Source organism: Acidobacteriota bacterium, from assembly GCA_016716905.1.
In the GTDB taxonomy this organism is placed as follows: Bacteria; Acidobacteriota; Vicinamibacteria; order Vicinamibacterales; family SCN-69-37; genus SYFT01.
In genome coordinates this window covers 1,527,056-1,548,024 of record JADJUS010000022.1, presented here as the reverse complement: position 1 = coordinate 1,548,024, position 20,969 = coordinate 1,527,056, and the positions used below count along the sequence as shown (strand labels likewise).

Below are 20,969 nucleotides of genomic sequence, written 5' to 3'. Positions count from 1 at the left end.
AGTTGGGAACTTGGGAAGTGTGGAATTGACTCGGCGCCGACTCGGGCGCACTGACATGACGCTGGCGCCGATTGGGTTCGGCGCGTGGGCGATCGGGGGATCGTGGGGGGCCGTCGATGATGAAGAGTCGATGCGGACTCTGCACGCCGCCGTGGATGCTGGCGTCAACTTCATCGATACCGCGGACGTCTATGGTGATGGCCGCAGTGAGCGACTGGTGGCGCGATTGCGGCGCGAGCGGCCGGGCGAACGGCTCTGGGTGGCGACCAAGGCCGGCCGTAAGTTGCCCACGCAGACGCCGGAGGGTTACTCACGCGCCAACCTGACCGCGTGGGTAGACCAGAGTCTGCGAAACCTCGAGGTGGACGCGATCGATCTGCTCCAGCTGCATTGTCCGCATCCGGCCGTGTACGACAGCGTTGAAGTGTTCGGTGTCCTCGACAACCTGGTGGCTGCAGGGAAGATCCGGTACTACGGCGTGAGTGTGGAAACCGTAGACGACGCGCAACGGGCTCTGGCGCATCCGAACGTGCAGTCCATCCAGATCATCTTCAACCTGTTCCGGATGAAGCCGGCAGAGGCGCTGTTCCAGGAAGCCGTGACGCGCAAGGTGGGGATCATTGCTCGCGTGCCGCTGGCGAGCGGGTTACTGACCGGAAAACTGTCAGCGGCCTCGACGTTCGCTGCCGATGACCATCGCCAGTTCAACAGGAACGGCGAGCAGTTCGATAAGGGCGAGACATTTTCCGGCGTGCCGTACGACGTCGGCCTGGCTGCCGTCGAAGCCCTGCGACCGCTCGTGCCCGGTGGCGCCACGCTCGCCCAGTTCGCTCTCCGCTGGATTCTGATGTGGGACGCAGTGACCGTCGTCATCCCCGGCGCCCGCACGCCCGACCAGGCGCGCCACAATTGCGCCGCGGCGGATGTACTGCCACTCGACGCCGCCACCATGACCGCCGCCCGCGCGGTGTACGATGAACACATTCGCCCGCACATCCATGCGGGCTGGTAAAAGGACCAGAGATGACTCGTTTCACCAATGACCAGATCGCGTTTGCCCTTGCCCAGTCCGGCCCGCTCGACCGTGCGCGCTCCCTTGAGTTCCTGAAGGCGATGGACATTCGCCACAGCGTCGGTCACTGGTCAGCCGGTGACTTCTGCGATCGGTTTGCCCCGCCCGGGTACAACTCTGACAACGCAGACTTTGGCAACACTTTCGAGGGCCAGTGCCGCCGTACCAAGGCCGCGGGCATCGACGCCATCGAGATCCACCAGAGCGTGTTCGAAAAGACGCTCAACGGCGACATCGACTGGCAAGCCATCGAACGCGCCCAAAACGGATTCCTCGCTGACCTGGGCATGACCGTCCCCGCGTGCAACATCAACACGTGGACCAACCCGATCTTCCGCCTCGGCGGGCCGTGCAACCCGGATCCCACACTGCGGCGCGCGGCGCTCGACGAGATCCTCAAGGCCGTGGAAATCGCCAAGGCCATGAAGATTCCGGTGGTGAGCGTGTGGCCGGGCTCTGATGGCGCCGACTATCACTTCCAGGTGGACTACCTGCAATCGCTTGAGTGGTTCACCGAGGCACTCGTCACCGTCAATCACGCCTGCCTCGCCGCTGGCATCAAACTCGCCATCGAACCGAAGCCTTACGAGCCGCGCGAACTGTTCATGATTGTGCCCACGGCGGCTTCGGCCGTGCTCGTCGCGCAACGCGTCAACGCGACGTGCGGCGGCAACAACTGCGGACTGACGATCGACTACGGCCACCAGAAGATGGAAGGCACCACCGCGTCCACAGCCTGCGACATCGCCGCGTACGCGGGCGTCGAGATTCACAAGTTCGATATCAACGATGCGCGTCAGGGCCGCAACGACCAGGACCTGATCTTCGGCACAATTTCGATTCCCGAATCGGTGGACTACCTCTTCACCACCTTTGTGCGCGGCTACCGCGGCTTCTACAGCCAGGACCAGTTCACGTACCGAGACGACCCGACGCGTGCCATGGAGCGCAGCATGGTCAACTTCGCGAATCTCGCGCTCAAAGCCGTGCGCATCTACGCCCGCAAGGACGAACTCGACAGCGCACGCGCCCTCGGCACCGGTCCCGACATCCTCGACATCGTCAGCCCGATTCTCGTCGGCTAAACGGCGTATGGCGGAGCGGTCTTTTACCATCGGCCTCGACTTCGGCACGGGATCGGTCCGTGCTGTGGTTGTGGACTGCGCGAACGGCCGCGTGCTTGGCACAAGCGTGTTCGACTTTCCGACCGGTGTCGGCGGCGTGATCGTGGACGCACATGACCCGCATCTGGCACGGCAGAACCCTGCCGACTACCTCGCGGGGATGACGGCGACCGTGCCGAAGGCTCTGGCCGCCGCTGCCGCGCTCGACCAAGGGTTCATGAACAGCCGAGTCATCGGCATTGGCACCGATACCACCGGGTCAACACCCATTCCGGTGGACGCCCGCATGCAGGCGCTTGCGCTTGACCCGAAGTGGACGCCGAATCCGGCGGCCCACGCGTGGCTGTGGAAGGACCACACAGGCGCGGACGAAGCGGCCGCGATCACCGCGATCGCGGGTGAGTTCGCGCCCGAGTACCTGGCCGTGATCGGCGGAACCTACTCCTCGGAGTGGTTCTGGTCGAAGATCTGGCGCTGTCTGAAAGTGGCGCCCGACGTGTTTGCCGCCGCCGACAGCTGGGTGGAACTCGCCGACTACATCCCTGGAGTCCTGGCCGGAGTGCAATCACCTGCGGAGATTCGGCGCGGCGTCTGCGCCGCAGGTCACAAGGCGATGTACTCGCCCGACTGGGGCGGCCTGCCTTCGGAAGAGTTTCTGACGCGTCTCGATCCCAAACTGGCCGCCCTGCGCTCGCGGCTCTACGACCAGGCCTGGTCCTCTGACCGGCCGGCCGGGACGTTGAGTGCCGAATGGGCCGCCGCGTTCGGTTTGCCCGAGGGCATTCCCATCGCGATGGGCGCGTTCGACGCCCACTACGGCGCCGTCGGCGCGGGCGTCACCACAGGCACGCTGGTCAAAATCATCGGCACGTCCACGTGTGACATCGCGATCGCGCCGGCAACGGTCGCCGCGCCGAACGTTCCCGGCATCTGCGGCACCGTCAACGGATCTGTCATGCCCGGCTACTACGGCGTTGAGGCCGGTCAGTCTGCCGTCGGCGATCTCCTGCGCTGGTGGGTGGAGGTGGTCTGCGCCGGTGACGAAGCCATGCACGCGGCACTCTCGGCCGACGCAACCAGGCTGGCGCCGGGTCAGTCGGGCCTTGTCGCGCTCGACTGGAACAACGGCAACCGCACGATCCTGGTGGACCCGCGCCTGACAGGCCTCATCATTGGCCAGACCCTTCACACCACGCGGGCGGAAATTTATCGCGCGCTCATCGAGGCCACGGCGTTTGGGGCGCGCGCGATCATCGAGCGGCTCAACGCGAATGGCGTGCGCGTGGAACGTGTGGTGTCGTGTGGCGGCATCGCAGAGAAGAACCCGCTCTTCATGCAGATCTACGCCGACGTGCTCGGGTACCCCATGCTGCTGGCCGGATCCTCGCAAACGCCGGCGCTTGGCGCGTCAATTGCCGCGGCTGTCGCGGCTGGCTCAAAGGCCGGCGGGTATGACGACTTTGAATCCGCGCAGGGCCAGATGACAAGGCTTGCGGACACCCGCTACCTCCCCAACCCCGATGCGCGCGCAGTCTACGACGAACTGTACGGCCTGTATCGCGAACTTCACGACACGTTCGGCGGCATGGCCGGCGCGCACGCCGACCTGCCGACCCTGATGAAGCGGCTGCTGACCATTCGCGAGCGTGTCACAGGTCGCGAGCGCGCCACTGGAGACCACTCCTCATGAGCCTGATGGCAGAAGCCCTGCGCGAACAGGTGTGTCGCGCGAATCTGGATCTGGTCGCGCGCGGCCTCGTGATGGGCACGTTCGGCAACGTCTCGGGCGTGGACCGCGACGCCGGACTTTGTCATCAAGGCGAGCGGCGTCCCCTACGCCGAACTCACCGCCGAACACATGGTCCCGATCTCGCTCGAGACGGGCAAACCCCTCGAAACCCGATTCCGGCCCTCGTCTGACACGCCGACGCATCACGAACTGTACCTGGCGTTTCCCTGTGGCGGCGTGGCGCACACCCATTCCGAGTTCGCCACCGCCTTCGCGCAGGCCAGTACGCCCGTGAAGTGCATGGGCACCACACACGCCGACTACTTCCGCGGCGACATTCCAGTCACACGTCCCATGACACTAGAGGAAGTGGAGACTGAGTACGAGCGCAATACCGGTCTCGTCATTGTCGAGACCTTCGACACACTTGGCCTGTCCGACGAGGAAGTGCCGGCCGCACTCGTCGCCAACCATGGCCCATTCACATGGGGCCGCGACGCGTTTGAAGCCGTGGAAAGGGCAGATGTGCTCGAGTTCCTCGCTCGTATGGAATTCCGGCGGCGCGGTATCGCCCCAGATGCACCCGAGCCTGCCGAGTTCCTCATCCACAAGCACTTCAGCCGTAAGCACGGACGTGGCGCCTACTACGGGCAAAAATGACTGATCCCCGCGCTGTCCTCTGGGACCTGGACGGCACCCTTGCAGATTCCCGTGAGTTTCACTGGCGGTCCTGGCGCGACACCATGGAGGCCGCCGGCTTCGGCGTGACCGAAGCCCAGTTTGCTGCGAGCTTCGGTCAGCGAAACGACGCGATCATTCCCGCGTGGATCGGCGACCGCGCGACGCCGGATGTGGTCCGCGAAATCGGTGACGCGAAAGAGGCGCTGTATCGCGAACTCATCACCGCCGAAGGCATTGTGCCGCTGCCCGGCGCCGCCGACTGGGTGCGACGCCTGCATGACGACGGCTGGCGCCAGGCGATCGCGTCGTCGGCGCCGAAACTCAATGTCGAGCTGATGGCGCGCGTGCTGGGTTTCGGCGACCTCCTGGACGCGCTTATCGGCGCCGAGGATGTGCGAAACGGCAAGCCCGATCCTGAGGTGTTCCTCACAGCAGCAGCCGCGCTGGGTGTGCCGCCCGAGCGCTGCGTCGTGGTGGAGGACGCCGCAGCCGGCATCGAAGGCGCTCTCCGCGCCGGCATGCGCAGCATCGGCGTCGGCGGCGACGCTACCTCGGCCGCCACCGTCAGCGCGTTGTCACTCGACCGGTTGCCGGCCGATGCGTTTGATCGGCTGATGGAGAAACGACCTCTGGAAAACGACCTCTGAGGTAGTTTCCCCCCCCTTCGCCGGAAACTACCTCAGAGGTCGTTTTCAGCGCCCGTCCGGAATTTCGTAGCGCGGCCTGGGTCTCACCAGCCTCCGCCAAGGCTACGGCGGTCCGCCGAAGCTTCAGCGAAGGCGGAAGACCGAGGCGACCCTCGGGCTTGAGAACCAGCCCGGGTGAATTCAAGCGGTGATTGCAACGGTCCACGGAGGTGGAGCGTGCAAGCATTCGACATGAGCGAAGTCCTGAAAGCAGAGATCTGGGCGCGGCGACAACGGGGCGAAACGTACGCGGCGATGGGGGCGGCGGTCGGCGCGTCGGGCCAAACGATCCATAGCGTGATTCGCGAGTGGGGCGGCATCCCGCCGCGCCCCCGGCGTCGCGCCCCGCGGACGCTGACGGCGGCGGAGCGCGAGGAGATTTCGCGTGGGGTGGCGGCCCACGACAGTTTCGCGGCCATCGGCCGACGGCTGCACCGTCCGACGTCGACCATCAGCCGCGAAGTGCATCGGCATGGCGGACGCACGCGGTATCGCGCGGCCACCGCCGACCACGCGGCGTGGCGGCGGGCCCGGCGCCCGAAGCCCTGTCGGTTGGCCCAGCAGCCGCGCTTACGCGCGGTCGTCGCGGCCGCCTTGACGCAGGATTGGTCGCCGCAGCAGATTGCCGCGTGGTTGCGGCGACGCTACCGTGATAATCCCGAGATGCAAGTCTCACACGAGACGATTTATCGCAGTCTGTTTGTCCAGGCCCGCGGCGTCCTCAAGCGCGCCCTCGTGCAGCATTTACGACGCGCGGGGGCGTTACGACGCCCACGGCGCCGGCCCGCCCTGACGCACTCGCGCATTGCGGATCTGGTCTCGATTCGGGAGCGGCCGGCCGAGGCGACCGATCGCGCCGTCCCGGGTCACTGGGAAGGCGATCTGCTCCGCGGGGCGCACCACTCCCACATTGCCACGCTGGTCGAACGGCACTCGCGGTTCGTGATGCTGGTGCGCACGCCGCAGATCGATGCGCCCAGCGTCGCGCGCACCCTCGCGCGTCACATTCGGCAGCTACCGCCACAGCTGCGACGCTCGCTCACCTGGGATCGGGGATCGGAGATGGCGGCCCATCGGCAATTCACGATGGCCACCAACGTGCAAGTGTATTTCTGCGATCCGCAGAGCCCGTGGCAGCGCGGCACCAACGAAAACACCAATGGGCTGCTCCGGCAGTACTTTCCCGAGGGCACGGACCTGCGCACCTTCAGCCAGGCGAAACTCAACCGGATTGCGGATCGGCTCAATACGCGTCCGCGCAAAACGCTCGATTATGAAACGCCTGCGGATAGACTAGCGGCGGCCGTTGCATCGACCGCGTGAATCGAACCGAGCTACGTGCCGGCCCGAGATCTTCTCCGAAAGTAGCTCGGCCTGTTCCTCAAGGCCGAGGAGTTCAGCGCGCTTGGCCTCCGAACGATCGCGCAGTCCGGACAAACACCGCGACGGATCGGCTCGTCAGCACGTAGGTCGCGCCGGCAGCCCACCTCTGCCCCTGCCGGGACTGGTCAGCCGTGTCGAGGGCGCAAGTCCATTCACGCGTCGGGGTCCTGGGGTCCGGGAGTCCCGGGATCACGGAGGGCAGGAGGAACGTCACATCCTCCGTGCCGGCGTTCATCAGGTAGACCAGCGGCGGGTCGCCGCCGAACAGCGCCGCAATGCACTTTGCGTTCGGGTCTATCCAGTCGGCGGTGGTCATCTCACGGCCGTCACACGCGAGCCAGGTGATGTTCTTGTCGCCGGTGCCAGGCACCAGCTCCCCGTGCAGGAACCTCGGCTGCCGCAGCACCGGATGTTCCCTGCGGATACGGGCGGCGAGGCACACGAACTCGAACAGTGCGCGTTCGTCGGCGCCCATGTTCCAGTGATGCCAGCTCAGTTCATTGTCCTGGCAGTACGCGTTGTTGTTACCGAGTTGCGTGCGGCCGATCTCGTCGCCGCCGCTGAGCATCGGCACACCCTGCGACAGGAACAACGTGGCGATGAAGTTGCGCTTCTGCCGCTCGCGCAACGCCTCGATCGCGGGGTCGTCGGTTGGTCCCTCAACTCCACAGTTCCAGCTGTTGTTGTGGTTCTCACCGTCGAGGTTATGTTCGCCGTTCGCCTCGTTGTGTTTCTCGTTGTACGACACGAGGTCCGTGAGCGTGAACCCATCGTGAGCCGTCACGAAGTTGATGCTGGCCTGCGGCGGCCGCCCGCCATCGTCAAACAGGTCTGCGCTGCCTGCGAGTCGCGTGGCCATTTCGGCCACGGTTCCGACATCACCACGCCAGTAACGGCGCACCGTGTCCCGACAGCGCCCGTTCCATTCACTCCAGGGGGCGGGGAAGTTCCCTACCTGATAACCACCTGGCCCAAGGTCCCACGGCTCGGCGATTAGCTTCACTTGGGACATCACCGGATCCTCCCGGATGGCGTCGAAGAACCGCGCGCGCAGGTTCACGTCGCCGCCCTCGCGCGCCAACGCGGTCGCCAGGTCGAACCGGAATCCGTCCACGTGCATCTCGATCGCCCAGTACCGCAGGCTATCGATGATGAGCTGCAGCACACGCGGGTGCCCGGCATTGACGGTATTGCCGCACCCGGTGACGTCCACATAGCGGCTCGGGTCGTCGGCGGCAAGCCGGTAGTACACCTGATTGTCGATGCCGCGAAACGAGAGCGTCGGTCCTTCGCGGTCGCCCTCAGCCGTGTGGTTGTAGACCACGTCGAGAATGACCTCGATGCCCGCCGCATGCAGCGCGTGCACCATCGCCTTGAACTCGCGAACCGCGCTGCCTGTCGCGTGTGACGAGGCATACCGCACGTCAGGCGCGAAGTAGCCGAGCGTGCTGTAGCCCCAGTAGTTCGGCTGGCCTCGCGCGATCAGGTGCCGCTCGGGCCAATGCTGATGGATGGGCATCAACTCCACGGCAGTGACGCCAAGGCGCCGGAAGTGCTCGATGAGAGGCGGCATCGCGACCGCGCCATACGTGCCTCGCAGCTCTGGCGGAACCTCGGGATGCCGAGCCGTGAGCCCCTTGACGTGCGCTTCGTAGATGACCGTCTCGTGCCAGGGCGTACGGGGCAGGCGGTCGTCGCCCCAGTCGAACGACGGATCGATCACCACCGCGAGCGGCGAATCCGCATCGTCGCTCGTTCGGGTGATTTCCTTCGCGTACGGATCCACCAGGATCCGTGTCGCATCAAAGCGATGCCCTCGTTCGGGCTCGTTCGGTCCCTCAACGCGGTAGCCGTAGAGTTGCCCGGGCCGCACGTCTGGAACGTATGCCTGCCACACGCCATCCGTGCCCCTCGTCAGGCGCACGGGTCGCGAACCGACCAGATCATCGACCGAATCAAACAGACACAGTTCGACCGCGGTCGCGTGCTCAGAAGAAAGCGCGAAGTGTACGCCGCGGCCGTCCCATGTGGCCCCAAGCGTCGGCGGCGCACTCACTCCCACCGAAACACCCGGGAAGACAGAGCCGTGCAGATGACAAAGACGACCGCCAGGCCCGCCACGTCCCAGCCATGGGCCAGCCAGCCGTCACCCAGCCAGATGCCTCGCAACAACGAAACGGCATAAGTGAGCGGAAGGACGTGTGCCACCGACTGCATCGCCGGTGGCATGGAGTCGATCGACACGAACAAACCCGACAGGCCCAGCATCGGATACAAGATGAGTGTGCCGACGGGCTGCGCAAACCGCGCCGTCGGTACGAGGCTGGCCACGAGAAAGCCCAGCGACATGATGCTCACGCTGCTGACAATGAGCGCGACGGCGAAACTGAACCACGACACGTCCAGGGCAACAGGGTAGAACCGGCGGCCCGCCAGAGCCAGCAGCGCGAGCGTCACGGACGTGAAGATGAGCTTCACCAGCACGTGCGCCGTCAGGATCGTGTGCGGCCGAAGGGGCGTGGCGCGCAGGCGCTTGAGGATGCCGCTCTCGCGATAGATCGCGATGATCGTCACCAGCGACAACACGGCGTTCAGCGCGATCAGCATCACCGCAAACACCGGCAGGTCAGCGCTGACAAAAGTGCGCAGTCGTTCGCTGGGATCAGCCCGTCCACCAAGCGACCGACCCATCACCACAAACATGATCACGGGAATGATGATGGTGCCGATAAATCCCAGCGGCTCGCGCGCGAAGATCTTGATTTCCAGCCAGGTCAGATTCCACAGTCCGTTCATAAACAATTCCCGGGCTACTGCCGAATCGTGTGGCCGGTCAGCTTCAAGAACACGTCCTCAAGCGTCGGCACCACGGTCTGGAAATCCGTGACCCGGATGCGATGGTCGGCCAGGCACGCGATGACGCCGGTCATCAGGTCCGCCGCGTCGCCTCGCACGATGAGGGCGCCCTTGTCGTCGCGCGAGACCTCCACGCCAGGGAGCGCCCGCAGCTTTTCGTCGGCCGTCGTGTCCTCCGTCGTCAGGATCACCGTGCGCTGCGGACAGTGCCGGCGGATGAGGCCGGACGGCGAGTTGATATCCACGATGCGTCCGTGGTCGATGATGGCCACTCTGTCGCACAGCCGCTCAGCTTCTTCCATGAGGTGCGTGGTCAGGAAGATGGTCTTGCCGCGTGCGCGAATCCCCCTGATCAGATCCCAGATGGCGTGACGCGCCTGCGGATCAAGGCCGGTCGTGAGTTCGTCAAGGAACACCAGCTCCGGGTCGTTGATCAGCGCCAGCGCGATGAACAACCGCTGCTTCTGACCGCCCGACAGCGTCATGAACCACGCGTTGCGTTTGTCCTGCAGGCCCAGTTGGCCCAGCAGCTTCTCGGTATCGACCTTGGTCTTGTAGAGCGATGCCCACAGCGCCACTGCCTCGCGCACCTTGATGCGCTTCTGCAGGTGCGCTTCCTGAAGCTGCACACCCACGCGTTGCTGCAGCGCATACACATCGCGGAACGGATCCAGCCCCAGCACCGAAATCCTGCCGCCGTCCGGCTTCCGCACCCCCTCCACGCACTCCATCGTCGTCGTCTTACCCGCGCCGTTGGGTCCGATGAGGCCGAAGATTTCGCCGTCGTACACCTCAAACGACACGTCGTCCACAGCCAGCGTGGATCCGTAGCGCTTCCGGAGGCCGGCGACCTGAATGACGGGTGTTGAGCTCACCGGCCTGGTAACTTAGGGGTCTTCGGAGGCCGGGTCTTTAGACCCGGCGACAGCCGGCCTGGTGGTTCAAACAGGCCGTGTGGTGTGGCCGTCGATGAAAACGACCCGGCGGTCGGCGTAATGTCCAGCGCCGTGCGCACGGCCGCGTAGAACGTCTCGCCGATGACTCGCAGACCTTCTGCCGTTGGATGCAGGTCGTCGCCAACGTAATAACGTGCGATATCGGCGTTGAGTGCCGCGAACACGTCCACCACCGGCACGTTCTTGCGCGCGGCCATTCCGCGAATGTTGGCGTTGAACACCGGAACCAGCGGCACGGCATCGTCGTTTGGCCCACCTGCCGCAATAGGCGCAATGGTCGCGATGAACACCGCGACGCCCTGCCCCCTGGCGATGTCGATCATGTCCTCCAGCGATTCAAGAGCTTCAGCCTGGTTCGCAGGAACAGCCGTCAGGTCGTTGGTGCCCTCCATCAGGAGCAGCACCTCGGGCTTGTACGTGATGAGTTCCTCGAGCAGGCGATCTTCGCCTGTGGGCGTCTTCTCGCCCGAGATGCCTCGGTTCGTCACGACGAACGACTGAAGGGTGTAGCGCTCGCGCAACAGGTCTCCGAACCGCACGGTCCACGGCGGGCACGTGTTCGGCTTTGGCCCGCAGCGGCCTTCGGTGATGCTGTCGCCCAGGGCCAGGAACTTCGTTTTCGAAATGCGGGGGACCGCCGTCACCGTCACAGCAAAATTGCACGACGCCTGTCGCGCCAACGCGTCCACAGCCGTGCAGGTGACGATGGTGGAGCCGAGCGGGAAGGTGGAGCCTGACAGCTTTGAGCAGGTAACCGGGACTGGGAGCTGGCCGCCAACCGCAGTCGGCACGGTGAACGTCAGGGGCACGGCAGCGCCGTCGGGCGATACCAGGGATGACGACGCCGGACAGGAAAGCGTCGGGGCGTTGGGCGTTGGCGTCGGCGGAATTGGGGTTTCAGACCCGCACGCGGCCGCGCCCAGCAGGGCGCATAGAACGAGGGGGCGGCAGAGGGTACGCAAGGCCTACCGGGGAAATGCTACTTCATCCAGCGACGGACCCCGTCCAGCAGCTCGCCCGAGATCGGCTTGCCGCGCCCGGCCACGAGCGAGTGGTCGCCGCCTTCCACAAACGTGAGCGTGGAAGTGGGAAGTTCGTCGATCAGTTCGCGCATTTCCTCGCGCGATCCGAACGGGTCCTTGGTGCCGTGCAGGAACAGCATCGGAATCGAGATGTCGGGCAGGTGCCGGTCGCGCCGCATCTCCGGCTTGCCCGGCGGGTGCAGCGGATAGCCGAAAAAGACCAGCCCGGCCGGCACGGGCGAGAAGCCGCCCTTGGCTGCCACCTGCGACGCGATGCGGCCCCCCATCGACTTGCCGCCGGCGTAGATCGGACCGGTCGTGGTGGCCGCCACTTTGGCCCACTGTTCGGCAAACGCCGCTTCAAGGATGGGGCCGCGATCGGGCATCTTGCGGCCTTCGGCCATGTACGGGAAGTCGAACGTGACGACCCGAACGCCGCGGGCCTCGAGTTCCGAGGCCACATGGCGCATCCAGGGGTGCGACGACCCGGCACCCGCCCCATGGGCAAGCAGGAGTACCGGCGACTGATCAGCCACGCGCTACGACCTCGGCTTGGCGAAGAACTCCCGCTGCAACCTCAGCAACAACGGAATGGACATGAGCACGGCGAACAGGTTGGGAATCGCCATCAAGCCGTTGAGCGTGTCGGCCACGTCCCAGACCAGGTGGAGCGATCCCACGGCGCCGAGGTAGATGAAGACCAGCCACAGGATGCGATACGGCATCGCCGCTTTCGCGCCAAACATGTAGACCGCGCCGGTTTCGCCGTAGTAGCTCCAGCCCACCAGCGTGGAGAACGAAAACAGCATCACGCCGGAGGTCACGATGAGTGAGCCCCACGTGCCGGGCAGGCCGGTTTCGAATGCCTTTGCCGAAAGCGCGGCGCCGCTCAGTCCCTGATCCCACGTGCCGGTCAGCAGGATGACCAGGCCGGTGGTGGTGCAGATCAGGATCGTGTCTACGAACACCTCGAAGATGCCGTACATCGCCTGGCGAATCGGATGGTCCGTGACGGCCGCCGCATGCACCATGGGCGCGCTGCCCAGGCCGGCCTCATTCGAGAACAGGCCGCGCGCGATGCCGTAGCGCATCGCCATCATGATGGTGCTGCCCGCGAATCCGCCCGTGGCTGCCGTCCCAGAGAACGCGCCGTCGAAGATCTGGCCGAAGATGCGCGGGATGTCGGCCGCGTGCATGGCCACGATGGTCAGGCCGCCGGCCAGGTACAGGATGGCCATGAAAGGCACCAGGTACTCAGTGAACTGGCCGATGCGCTTGATGCCGCCAAGAATGACCGCCGCGGTGATGACCACCATGAAGATGCCCGTGTAGCTGGGCGCGATGCCGAATGACGCGTCGAGCGCCCCGGCCACCGAGTTGGCCTGCACCATGTTGCCGATGCCGAACGCGGCCACTGCCGTCAGCAGGGCGAATACCGTGCCGAGCCACGGCATGCCGAGGCCGTTTTTCAGGATGTACATCGCGCCGCCGCGCATGATGCCCGTCGAGTCTTTCTCGCGGTAGTGCATGGCGATGGCGATTTCGGCGTATTTCGTGCACATACCAAGCACGCCGGAGACCCAGAGCCAGAAGAGTGCGCCAGGTCCGCCGATGCCGATGGCCGTGGCCACGCCGGCGATGTTGCCCACGCCCACCGTAGAGGCCAGGGCGGTTGAGACGGCCTGGAAGGGGCTGACGCTGCCGTCACCCTTGCTCTTCTGCGTGATTTTGCCGAGCACCTCGGAAAGCGCCCGTCCAAGGAAGCGGACCTGCGCCACCCCCGTCAGCAGGGTCAGCAGGATGCCTGTGCCGATCAGGAGGATGATCATCGGCCATCCCCACACGTACCCGTTCAGCCAGCCGTTCCAGTCTGCTATCTGTTGCATTCGTATCCTCGGCCGCGGATTGTACCGGGGCTGGGTTGCTTTCTCTACATCTGTGCATATAGATTAGTAGATATGAAAACGGCCTCCGCCTTGATGCGACTGCTGGGCGACGAGGCCCGGCTGCGCCTGCTCAGGCTGCTGGCCCGGGAAGCCTTGAACGTCACAGAGCTGACCGCAGTCATGGGACTGGCCCAGTCAGGGGTGTCCCGGCATCTGGGGCTGCTCAAAGACGCCAAACTCGTGACCGAGGAGCGCACCGGCAATTTCACCTGGTACCGGCTCAACCCGGATGTGGCGGCGGCCGCAGGCCCCTACGCGTCCATCTGGCCCTGGCTCAGCGAGACCTTTGAAGCCACAAACGCCGCCACCCGGGCCGACGATGCGCGCTTGGAGGAGGTGCGGCGTGTACGGCGGGAGAACTTCGACCAGCATGGCGGGGGCGAGGAAAAGACCCAGCTGGTGCCTGGCCGGAGCTGGGCGGCATGGTCGCGCGCGCTCGGGCTGCTGTTGCCGGCCGTGGACGTGGCCGATCTGGGGTGCGGCGAGGGGTATCTGACCATTGAGGCCGCCCATTGGGCCAAGCGGGTCTACGCCATCGATCGGTCGGCCGAGGTGCTGGACCGCGCGAAGCAGATGGCGCTGCGCCGCAAGGTCAAGAACATCACGTGGAAGCGCGGCGAGCTCGAGAAGGTCCCCTTAGGCGACGCCTCGGTGGATGTCGCCATCGCCTCGCAGGCCCTGCATCACGCCAAGGACCCGGCGAAAGCGTTGGCCGAAGCGTTTCGCATCCTTCGGCCCGGCGGCCGGGTGGTGGTGCTGGACCTTCGGCAGCATGACGAGGCCTGGGTGCAGGACACGCTGGGCGACCAGTGGTTGGGGTTCAGCGCCGACCAGTTGGAGGCGCTCATCACCGGCGCCGGATTTGATCGCGTCACGGTGCGCACGGGTGCGCGCAAGAGTGGCGATCCTTTTGCGGTGCTCATCGCCGCCGGAACTCGAACGAAATGACGACAAAACTCGACAAGCTCCTGCGGGAACGCATCCTCGTGCTCGACGGCGCGATGGGGACGATGATTCAGCGGCACAAGTTGACGGAGGCCGATTTTCGCGGCGAACGATGGGCCTCGCACAACCGCGACCTGCGGGGGAACAACGACATTCTTTCGATCACGCGGCCGGCGGTGATCGCGGAGATTCATCGGCAGTATCTGGAAGCCGGCGCGGACATCATCGAGACCAATACGTTCAGTTCAAATGTGGTCTCGCAGCGCGACTACGGTCTGGAGTCGGCCGTGTACGACCTCAACTTCGAGGGGGCGCGTCTTGCCCGCGAGGCTGCCGACGAATACACCGCGAAGAATCCCGACAAGCCGCGGTTCGTGGCCGGGTCCATCGGGCCCACCAACTGCACGCTGTCGATTTCGCCCGACGTGAACAGCCCGTCGTTTCGCGCGCTGACGTTTGACCAGCTCAAGGACGGCTATCTCGATCAGATCCGCGGCCTTATCGACGGCGGCGTGGACATGCTGCTGGCCGAGACCATCATCGACACGTTGAGCGTGAAGGCCTGCATTGTGGCCATCGAGGAAGTGCAGGCCGAGAAGGGCGTGCGCCTGCCGCTGATGATTTCGGTGACGGTGACCGACCGCAGCGGCCGTACGCTGTCGGGTCAGACGATCGATGCGTTTTACGTGTCGGTGGAGCACGCGCGGCCGTGGTGCATCGGCATCAACTGCGCGCTCGGCGCCGCCGACATGCGCCCGTACCTCGAGGAGCTCTCGCGCCAGGCCGAATGCTGGGTGCACGCCTACCCCAACGCCGGCCTCCCCAACGCCTTCGGCGAATACGACGAGCAACCCGAAGAAACCGGGCGGCTCCTCAAGGACTTCGCGGCTTCTGGATTCGCCAACATTCTCGGGGGGTGCTGTGGCACAACCCCCGACCATATTGCGGCAATCGCGAAAGCGATTGCCGGAGTCCAGCCGAGGATCTGGGCCAATAGGGGGACGGGTGTCGATCTGTGGAAATCTCCAGGCGATCAATCGCTAGCTCCAGCCTTGGAGATTTCCACAGATCGACACCCGTCCCCTTTGATCCCCCACCCGCCGCCCCCCACCTGACCCGCCTCGCCGGCCTGGAACCCCTGACCATCCGGCCAGACTCCAACTTCCAGATGATCGGCGAGCGCACCAACGTCACCGGCTCGAAGAAGTTCATGCGCCTGGTGAAGGACGGCAACTGGACCGAAGCCGCCGCCGTGGCGATGGAACAGGTCCGCGGCGGCGCAAACATCATCGACGTGAACATGGACGAGGGCATGCTCGACTCGGAAGCTGCCATGACCACGTTCCTGAACTACATCGCGACTGAGCCGGAAATCGCGCGCGTGCCGATCATGGTGGACAGCTCGAAGTGGTCCGTCATCGAGGCCGGCCTCAAGTGTGTGCAGGGCAAGTCGGTGGTGAACTCCATTTCGCTCAAAGAAGGCGAGGCAGACTTCCTGCATAAGGCGATGCTCGTGCGCCGCTACGGCGCGGCCTGCGTAGTGATGGCCTTCGACGAAACCGGCCAGGCCGACACGGTGGAACGCAAAGTCGCGATCTGCCAGCGCGCCTACAAACTGCTGACCGAAACCGCCGGCTTCGACCCGTCGGACATCATCTTCGATCCCAACATCCTGGCCATTGCCACAGGCCTCGAAGAGCACAATCGCTACGCCATCAACTTTATCGAGGCGACAAAGGTCATCAAGGCCACCTGCCCCGGCGTCAAGATCAGCGGCGGCATCAGCAACCTCTCCTTCTCCTTCCGCGGCAACGACGTCGTCCGCGAAGCCATACACTCGGCGTTTCTTTTTCACGCCATCAAGGCCGGTCTCGACATGGGCATCGTCAATGCCGGTCAGTTGGTGGTGTATGAAGACATCCCGGCTGACCTGCTTGAGCACGTGGAAGACATCCTGTTCGATCGGCGGCCCGACGCAACCGAGCGGATGGTTACGTTCGCCGACAAGGTAAAAGGCTCGGGAAAGAAGCGCGAGCTGGATCTCACGTGGCGCGAGAAGCCGGTTGAGGCGCGCCTGGCCTTTGCGCTGGTGCACGGCGTGGTGGACTTCATCGAGGTGGACACCGAGGAAGCGCGCCTGAAGTTCGCGCGTCCGCTGGAAGTCATCGAAGGCCCGCTGATGGACGGCATGAAGACCGTCGGCGACCTCTTCGGCGCGGGCAAGATGTTCCTGCCGCAGGTGGTGAAGAGCGCGCGCGCGATGAAACGCGCCGTGGCGTACCTCGAGCCGTTCATGGAGGCCGAGAAGGCCGCGCAGATTGCCGCCGGCATCGACCAGAAACCGCAGGGCCGCGTGCTCATGGCCACGGTCAAGGGCGACGTCCACGACATCGGCAAGAACATTGTCGGCGTGGTGCTCGGGTGCAACAACTACGAGGTCGTGGACCTGGGCGTGATGGTGTCGCTCGACAAGATTCTCACGACTGCCGTCGAGCAGAACGTGGACATCGTCGGCCTGAGCGGCCTCATTACGCCGTCTCTGGACGAGATGGTGTTTGTGGCCAAGGAGATGGAGCATCGCGGTATGAAGTTGCCGCTGCTCATCGGCGGCGCCACCACCAGCAAGCAGCACACGGCGGTGAAGATTGCGCCGATGTATTCGGGCCCCACCGCGCACGTGCTGGATGCGTCGAGGGCCGTGGACGTGGTGTCGAGCCTGCTCAGTGACGAAAAGCGCGACGACTACATTGCCAGAACGCGCGTGGACCAGGCCGAGCTGCGCGAGAAGTACGCGAACCGATCCGAGCGGGCGTTGCTGACGTATGAGGCGGCGAAGGCCAACCACCTCGTGACGGATTGGGACACGCAGGAGATTGCGGTGCCCTGGTTTGTCGGCAAGAGGATTCTGGAAGACGAGCCGCTAGAGAAGATTGTGCCGTTCATCGACTGGACGTTTTTCTTCTCCGCGTGGGAGCTCAAGGGCCGCTTCCCGGCCATCTTCGAGCATCCCGAGTACGGCCCTGCCGCGCGCGAGCTCTATGACCACGCCCAGGCGCTCCTCAAGCGCATCGTCAAGGACAAGTTGTTCAAGGCGCGCGGCGTCTACGGCTTCTGGCCGGCCAATTCGGTGGGCGACGACATCGTCGTTTATAAGGACGATGCGCGAAATGTGGAGTTGGCGCGGTTCCACATGTTGCGGCAGCAGGAGCCCATTGCGGATAAGCGGCCTAACCGATCGCTCGCGGACTTCGTGGCGCCCAAGGACAGCATGGCGCCCGACTACATCGGCGCGTTTGCGGTGACGACCGGCATCGGTGTGGACGAACTCGTGAAGGAGTTCGAGGCCCAGCACGACGACTACAACGCGATCATCGCCAAGGCGCTGGCCGACCGGCTGGCGGAAGCATTTGCGGAGTACCTGCACTCCCGTGCGCGCCACGACTGGGGCTACGGCAAAAACGAGCAGTTCACCTCCGAGGAGCTTGCGGCAGAAAAGTACCGCGGCATCCGCCCCGCGTTCGGCTACCCCGCGTGTCCCGACCACACGGAGAAGGAAACGCTGTTCAAACTCCTCGACGCGCCGGCCCTGGGCATCACCTTGACCGAAACCTTCGCCATGTGGCCTGCCGCTTCAGTGAGCGGCTTGTACTTCAGCCACCCGCAAGCCAAGTACTTCACCGTCGGCCGCATCGGCCGCGACCAACTCGAGGACTACGCGAAGCGCAAAGCCATGCCCATCGCCGACGCCGAACGCTGGCTGGGGCCGAACTTGTAGCCGGACCTCCGAACGTAGCTCGGTTCCGCACGTAGCTCGGGCTGTTCCCCAAGCCCGAGGAGTCCTCGGCCTTTGAGGAATAGGCCGAGCTACGTACGGGCTCGATGACTCGACCGCTGCCAGGGTTGATTCCATCACTCGTGTCGCAACGCAGTAGTAACCGGCACGCGCGTCGCACGTCGTGCCGGAACGTAGCACGACCACAACGCGAGCGCAGCGAGCCCACCCGCCACCACCGCGAACGCGCCCCTGTCCGCGCCATTCACCAACGGGATACCGGCCGCCAGCATGCGACTGATCGCAATCGCGATGCCGAGGCCCAGCACGATCCCTGCGCCCACCAGTTGCAGGCCCTGGCCGAGGATGAGCTGCAGAACGTCCAGGGGTTGGGCGCCCAGCGCTACGCGGATGCCGATCTCGCGCGTCCGCAGGCTGGCGCCGAATGACACCACGCCGTAGACGCCGATGAGCGCCAGCACCAGGCCGAGAATGCCCATCCCGCCCGCCTGCACAGAACCAATCCTGAAGATCAGAAAGCCAAACAACCCCGCCAGCGACTGCTGCATCGTCTGCAACTCCGCCATGGGAAGACCGGGCGCGAGATTCTTGATCTCCTTCTCGATGAGCGGCGCGAGCGCGGCCGGGGGGCCGAAGGTGCGCACGTGGAGCGTGCGCAACGAGATGGCCCGCTCGAGCGGCAGGTAGAAATACGGCCGCGGCTGCTCGAAGATGAGCACGTACTTGGAGTCGCGCGCCACGCCCACCACCTCAAGGAATGGCCCCGCGGGATCAAACGCCCGGAATCGCTTGCCGATGGGGTCCTCGCCCGGCCAGTACTTCGCCGCCATCAACTCGTTGACGATGGCCACGCGGCGGGTGAGCGGGGTGTAGTGCTCGTCGGTTTCGACGAACCCGCGGCCGCGCACGATGGGAATGCCTACGGTAGGGAAGTAGTTGCGCCCCACGCGATTCATGAACAACGCCGGCGGCTGGCCACTCTCCGGCAACGACTGGCCCTCCACATAAACCTGACCGCCATTCACCAGATAACTCATCGGCGTGGTGAACGCGATCGCCGCCGACTCGACCCCGGGCAGAGCCGCCGCACGGCGCTGGAGTTCATCGTAGAAGGTGATTGTGCGCGCTTCGTCGTATCCAATCTGCTTCGGATCGAGCCGCACCGTGATCAGGCGATTGGCATCGAAGCCGAGATCGATCCGCTCGGCCGACCACAAACTCCTGACAAAGAGACTGGCCACCACAAGCAGCACCAGCGATCCGGCGATCTGGGCGACGACGAAGAGGCGGCGGAGGCGCTGACGATCACGGCTGTCCGAATGCGCGCGACCGCCATCATGCAGCGCCGCCCTCGCATCGGCGCGCGACGCGCGCCACGCCGGCCACACGCCAATGCCGATTCCCGTGGCCACGGCCACCACCAACGCGAACGTAAAGACGCGCGCGTCGAACTCCGCATCCAGTCGCAGCGGAATGCTCGATCCCAAATCAAGATTCGCCAGAAACGCGGTGGTCACCCACACACCCAGGCCCAGTCCCGCGATGCCGCCGAGGCCCGAGAGCACCAACCCTTCCGTGACCATCAGCCGCACCAGTCCCAGCCGGCTCGCGCCAAGCGCCGCACGCACGGCCATCTCGCGCTCGCGCGCGGTGGCGCGCACCAGCAGCAGGTTCGCCACATTCATACACGCCAGCAACAGCACCAGCCCCGCCAGCGTCATCCCGAAAAGCTGCACACGCGGAATGGCGTTGGTCACCGCGCGCATCGGCAGCGGCCGCGCCAGAGGCTCGGGAATGACACGCGCGCTGATGCCGCGGTCGGTCTCGGGATGCTCGGTCTCGATCGTGGACATCAACACGTCGAGCGATGCTTGTGCCTCGTCCACGGTCACGCCGGGCTTGAGTCGCCCGTAGAGCTGAACGGCCCGCGCCTTCCGGTTGTTGTAGAGCCAGGTCTTCGCGTCCGGGTCAAGCACGCCGAAGTCGTCGAGCGCCACATAGCCGTCCAGCTCGATGGCCATCTGCGTGCCGCGAAACGACGCCGGCACCACACCGATGATGACCGCGGGTTCGCCCTCCACGCGCACCTGCTTGCCGATCACGTTAGGGTCGCCGCCGAACATCTTCATCCAGAAGGAATGGCCGAGGACGATGCGCGCCGGGGAGCCGGCGGCGGTGGAGATGAGCGTGCCATGCGCGGGCGTTACACCGAGGCCGCTGAAGTAGTTGTCGCTGACTGCAGCGAACCAGAACTGCGACACGCGGCCTTCGCTCGACAGGCCGCCGACGCGAATGAGCAGGCCCATGACGTCGCTGAACGACTCGGCGCGCTGCCGCAGGTCCTTCAGCGCTTCCGTGGAGAACAGGTACTGGAAGCCGCCCGTCTCGTCGGCCTTCACCTCGCCGGCGATGGCGACAATCTGCTCGGGATTCGGCACCGCGAGCGGTTTGGAGGTGCTGTTGAGCAGCCCGAACAGCGCCGTGTTCGCGCCCAGGCCGATGGCCAGCGTCAGGATGGCCGTGGCCGAGAAGGCCTTGTTCAGCCAGAGGAAGCGGATGGCATGGCGGAGGTCGCGCACGGCGAGATTGTACTGGTCCAAGGTCCAAGGTCCAGGGTCCAGGGTCCAGGGTCCAGGGTCCAGGGTCCAGGGTCCAGGGTCCAGGGTCCAGGGTCCAGAGTCCAGGGTCCAGGGTCCAGGGTCCTGGGGTCCTGGGGCTTGCCTCGCCGTAGCGCGGCGCGCGGAGGCGGGTCCTGGGGTCCTTAGACTTTGTCTGA

At 65.1% G+C, this 20,969-nt stretch carries 15 protein-coding genes and 1 pseudogene; 9 read left to right on the top strand and 7 right to left on the bottom strand.

The features are described 5' to 3' along the window. Window positions 1-25: 25 nt before the first annotated feature. From IPL75_22795 to IPL75_22770, 6 genes and pseudogenes are all read left to right on the top strand, one after another. Window positions 26-1,012: an aldo/keto reductase gene (locus IPL75_22795; protein MBK9243023.1), complete on the top strand. Its 987-nt coding sequence runs from the start codon at window positions 26-28 to the stop codon at window positions 1,010-1,012. An 11-nt stretch (window positions 1,013-1,023) separates the two neighbouring features. After that, on the top strand, window positions 1,024-2,157 hold the full coding sequence (locus IPL75_22790; protein ID MBK9243022.1) for a TIM barrel protein: 1,134 nt from the start codon (window positions 1,024-1,026) through the stop codon (window positions 2,155-2,157). Window positions 2,158-2,164: 7 nt separating this feature from the next. Next, window positions 2,165-3,886 carry a ribulokinase gene (locus IPL75_22785; GenBank protein MBK9243021.1) on the top strand — a complete coding sequence of 574 codons (1,722 nt, stop codon included), beginning with the start codon at window positions 2,165-2,167 and terminating at the stop codon, window positions 3,884-3,886. Window positions 3,887-3,891: 5 nt separating this feature from the next. Further along, window positions 3,892-4,585 (top strand): annotated as a pseudogene (araD, locus tag IPL75_22780) (L-ribulose-5-phosphate 4-epimerase AraD). Then, window positions 4,582-5,253 (top strand): HAD family phosphatase, encoded by a 672-nt coding sequence (locus IPL75_22775; protein ID MBK9243020.1) that lies wholly within the window; start codon window positions 4,582-4,584, stop codon window positions 5,251-5,253. Before araD ends, IPL75_22775 begins: the two are co-directional and overlap by 4 nt. Before the next feature lie 231 nt (window positions 5,254-5,484). After that, window positions 5,485-6,615, top strand: a complete 1,131-nt coding sequence (locus tag IPL75_22770; protein ID MBK9243019.1) for an IS30 family transposase — start codon at window positions 5,485-5,487, stop codon at window positions 6,613-6,615. Between the two features lie 73 nt (window positions 6,616-6,688). Here IPL75_22770 and glgX read toward each other — a convergent pair whose 3' ends face one another. Genes glgX through IPL75_22740 form a run of 6 tightly spaced genes read right to left on the bottom strand, consistent with a single transcriptional unit; the run spans window position 6,689 to window position 13,395 of the window. Beyond that, window positions 6,689-8,737, bottom strand: coding sequence for a glycogen debranching protein GlgX (glgX, locus tag IPL75_22765; protein MBK9243018.1), 2,049 nt, complete (start codon window positions 8,735-8,737; stop codon window positions 6,689-6,691). Further along, window positions 8,728-9,477 (bottom strand): ABC transporter permease, encoded by a 750-nt coding sequence (locus tag IPL75_22760; GenBank protein MBK9243017.1) that lies wholly within the window; start codon window positions 9,475-9,477, stop codon window positions 8,728-8,730. The genes glgX and IPL75_22760 overlap by 10 nt, the downstream gene beginning before the upstream one ends. An 8-nt stretch (window positions 9,478-9,485) precedes the next feature. Further along, on the bottom strand, window positions 9,486-10,406 hold the full coding sequence (locus tag IPL75_22755) for an ABC transporter ATP-binding protein (protein MBK9243016.1): 921 nt from the start codon (window positions 10,404-10,406) through the stop codon (window positions 9,486-9,488). After that, the gene (locus tag IPL75_22750; protein ID MBK9243015.1) at window positions 10,403-11,449 is read right to left on the bottom strand and encodes an HYR domain-containing protein; all 1,047 of its coding nucleotides are present in this window, start codon (window positions 11,447-11,449) and stop codon (window positions 10,403-10,405) included. Before IPL75_22750 ends, IPL75_22755 begins: the two co-directional genes overlap by 4 nt. A gap of 17 nt (window positions 11,450-11,466) precedes the next feature. Further along, window positions 11,467-12,045 carry an alpha/beta fold hydrolase gene (locus IPL75_22745; protein MBK9243014.1) on the bottom strand — a complete coding sequence of 193 codons (579 nt, stop codon included), beginning with the start codon at window positions 12,043-12,045 and terminating at the stop codon, window positions 11,467-11,469. A 3-nt stretch (window positions 12,046-12,048) separates the two neighbouring features. Then, complete coding sequence (locus IPL75_22740) at window positions 12,049-13,395, bottom strand: sodium:alanine symporter family protein (GenBank protein MBK9243013.1); 1,347 nt, start codon at window positions 13,393-13,395, stop codon at window positions 12,049-12,051. A gap of 72 nt (window positions 13,396-13,467) precedes the next feature. Here IPL75_22740 and IPL75_22735 point away from each other — a divergent pair, with 72 nt between their 5' ends. The 3 genes from IPL75_22735 to metH are packed head-to-tail and all read left to right on the top strand — an operon-like array spanning window position 13,468 to window position 18,175. Continuing rightward, window positions 13,468-14,403, top strand: coding sequence for a metalloregulator ArsR/SmtB family transcription factor (locus IPL75_22735; GenBank protein MBK9243012.1), 936 nt, complete (start codon window positions 13,468-13,470; stop codon window positions 14,401-14,403). After that, on the top strand, window positions 14,400-15,515 hold the full coding sequence (locus IPL75_22730) for a homocysteine S-methyltransferase family protein (GenBank protein MBK9243011.1): 1,116 nt from the start codon (window positions 14,400-14,402) through the stop codon (window positions 15,513-15,515). Before IPL75_22735 ends, IPL75_22730 begins: the two co-directional genes overlap by 4 nt. Next, window positions 15,416-18,175, top strand: coding sequence for a methionine synthase (metH, locus tag IPL75_22725; protein MBK9243010.1), 2,760 nt, complete (start codon window positions 15,416-15,418; stop codon window positions 18,173-18,175). The genes IPL75_22730 and metH overlap by 100 nt, the downstream gene beginning before the upstream one ends. 134 nt (window positions 18,176-18,309) lie before the next feature. Here the strand turns inward: metH and IPL75_22720 are convergent, their stop codons facing one another. Further along, complete coding sequence (locus tag IPL75_22720) at window positions 18,310-20,772, bottom strand: ABC transporter permease (protein MBK9243009.1); 2,463 nt, start codon at window positions 20,770-20,772, stop codon at window positions 18,310-18,312. Window positions 20,773-20,969: the final 197 nt, after the last annotated feature.

Bases quoted from the DNA above. Each gene is read 5' to 3' on its own strand.
- IPL75_22775 (MBK9243020.1), top strand. From the start codon at position 4,582: ATGACTGATCCCCGCGCTGTCCTCTGGGACCTGGACGGCACCCTTGCA.
- IPL75_22740 (MBK9243013.1), bottom strand. From the start codon at position 13,395: ATGCAACAGATAGCAGACTGGAACGGCTGGCTGAACGGGTACGTGTGG.
- IPL75_22735 (MBK9243012.1), top strand. From the start codon at position 13,468: ATGAAAACGGCCTCCGCCTTGATGCGACTGCTGGGCGACGAGGCCCGG.
- IPL75_22785 (MBK9243021.1), top strand. From the start codon at position 2,165: ATGGCGGAGCGGTCTTTTACCATCGGCCTCGACTTCGGCACGGGATCG.
- IPL75_22790 (MBK9243022.1), top strand. From the start codon at position 1,024: ATGACTCGTTTCACCAATGACCAGATCGCGTTTGCCCTTGCCCAGTCC.
- IPL75_22770 (MBK9243019.1), top strand. From the start codon at position 5,485: ATGAGCGAAGTCCTGAAAGCAGAGATCTGGGCGCGGCGACAACGGGGC.
- IPL75_22730 (MBK9243011.1), top strand. From the start codon at position 14,400: ATGACGACAAAACTCGACAAGCTCCTGCGGGAACGCATCCTCGTGCTC.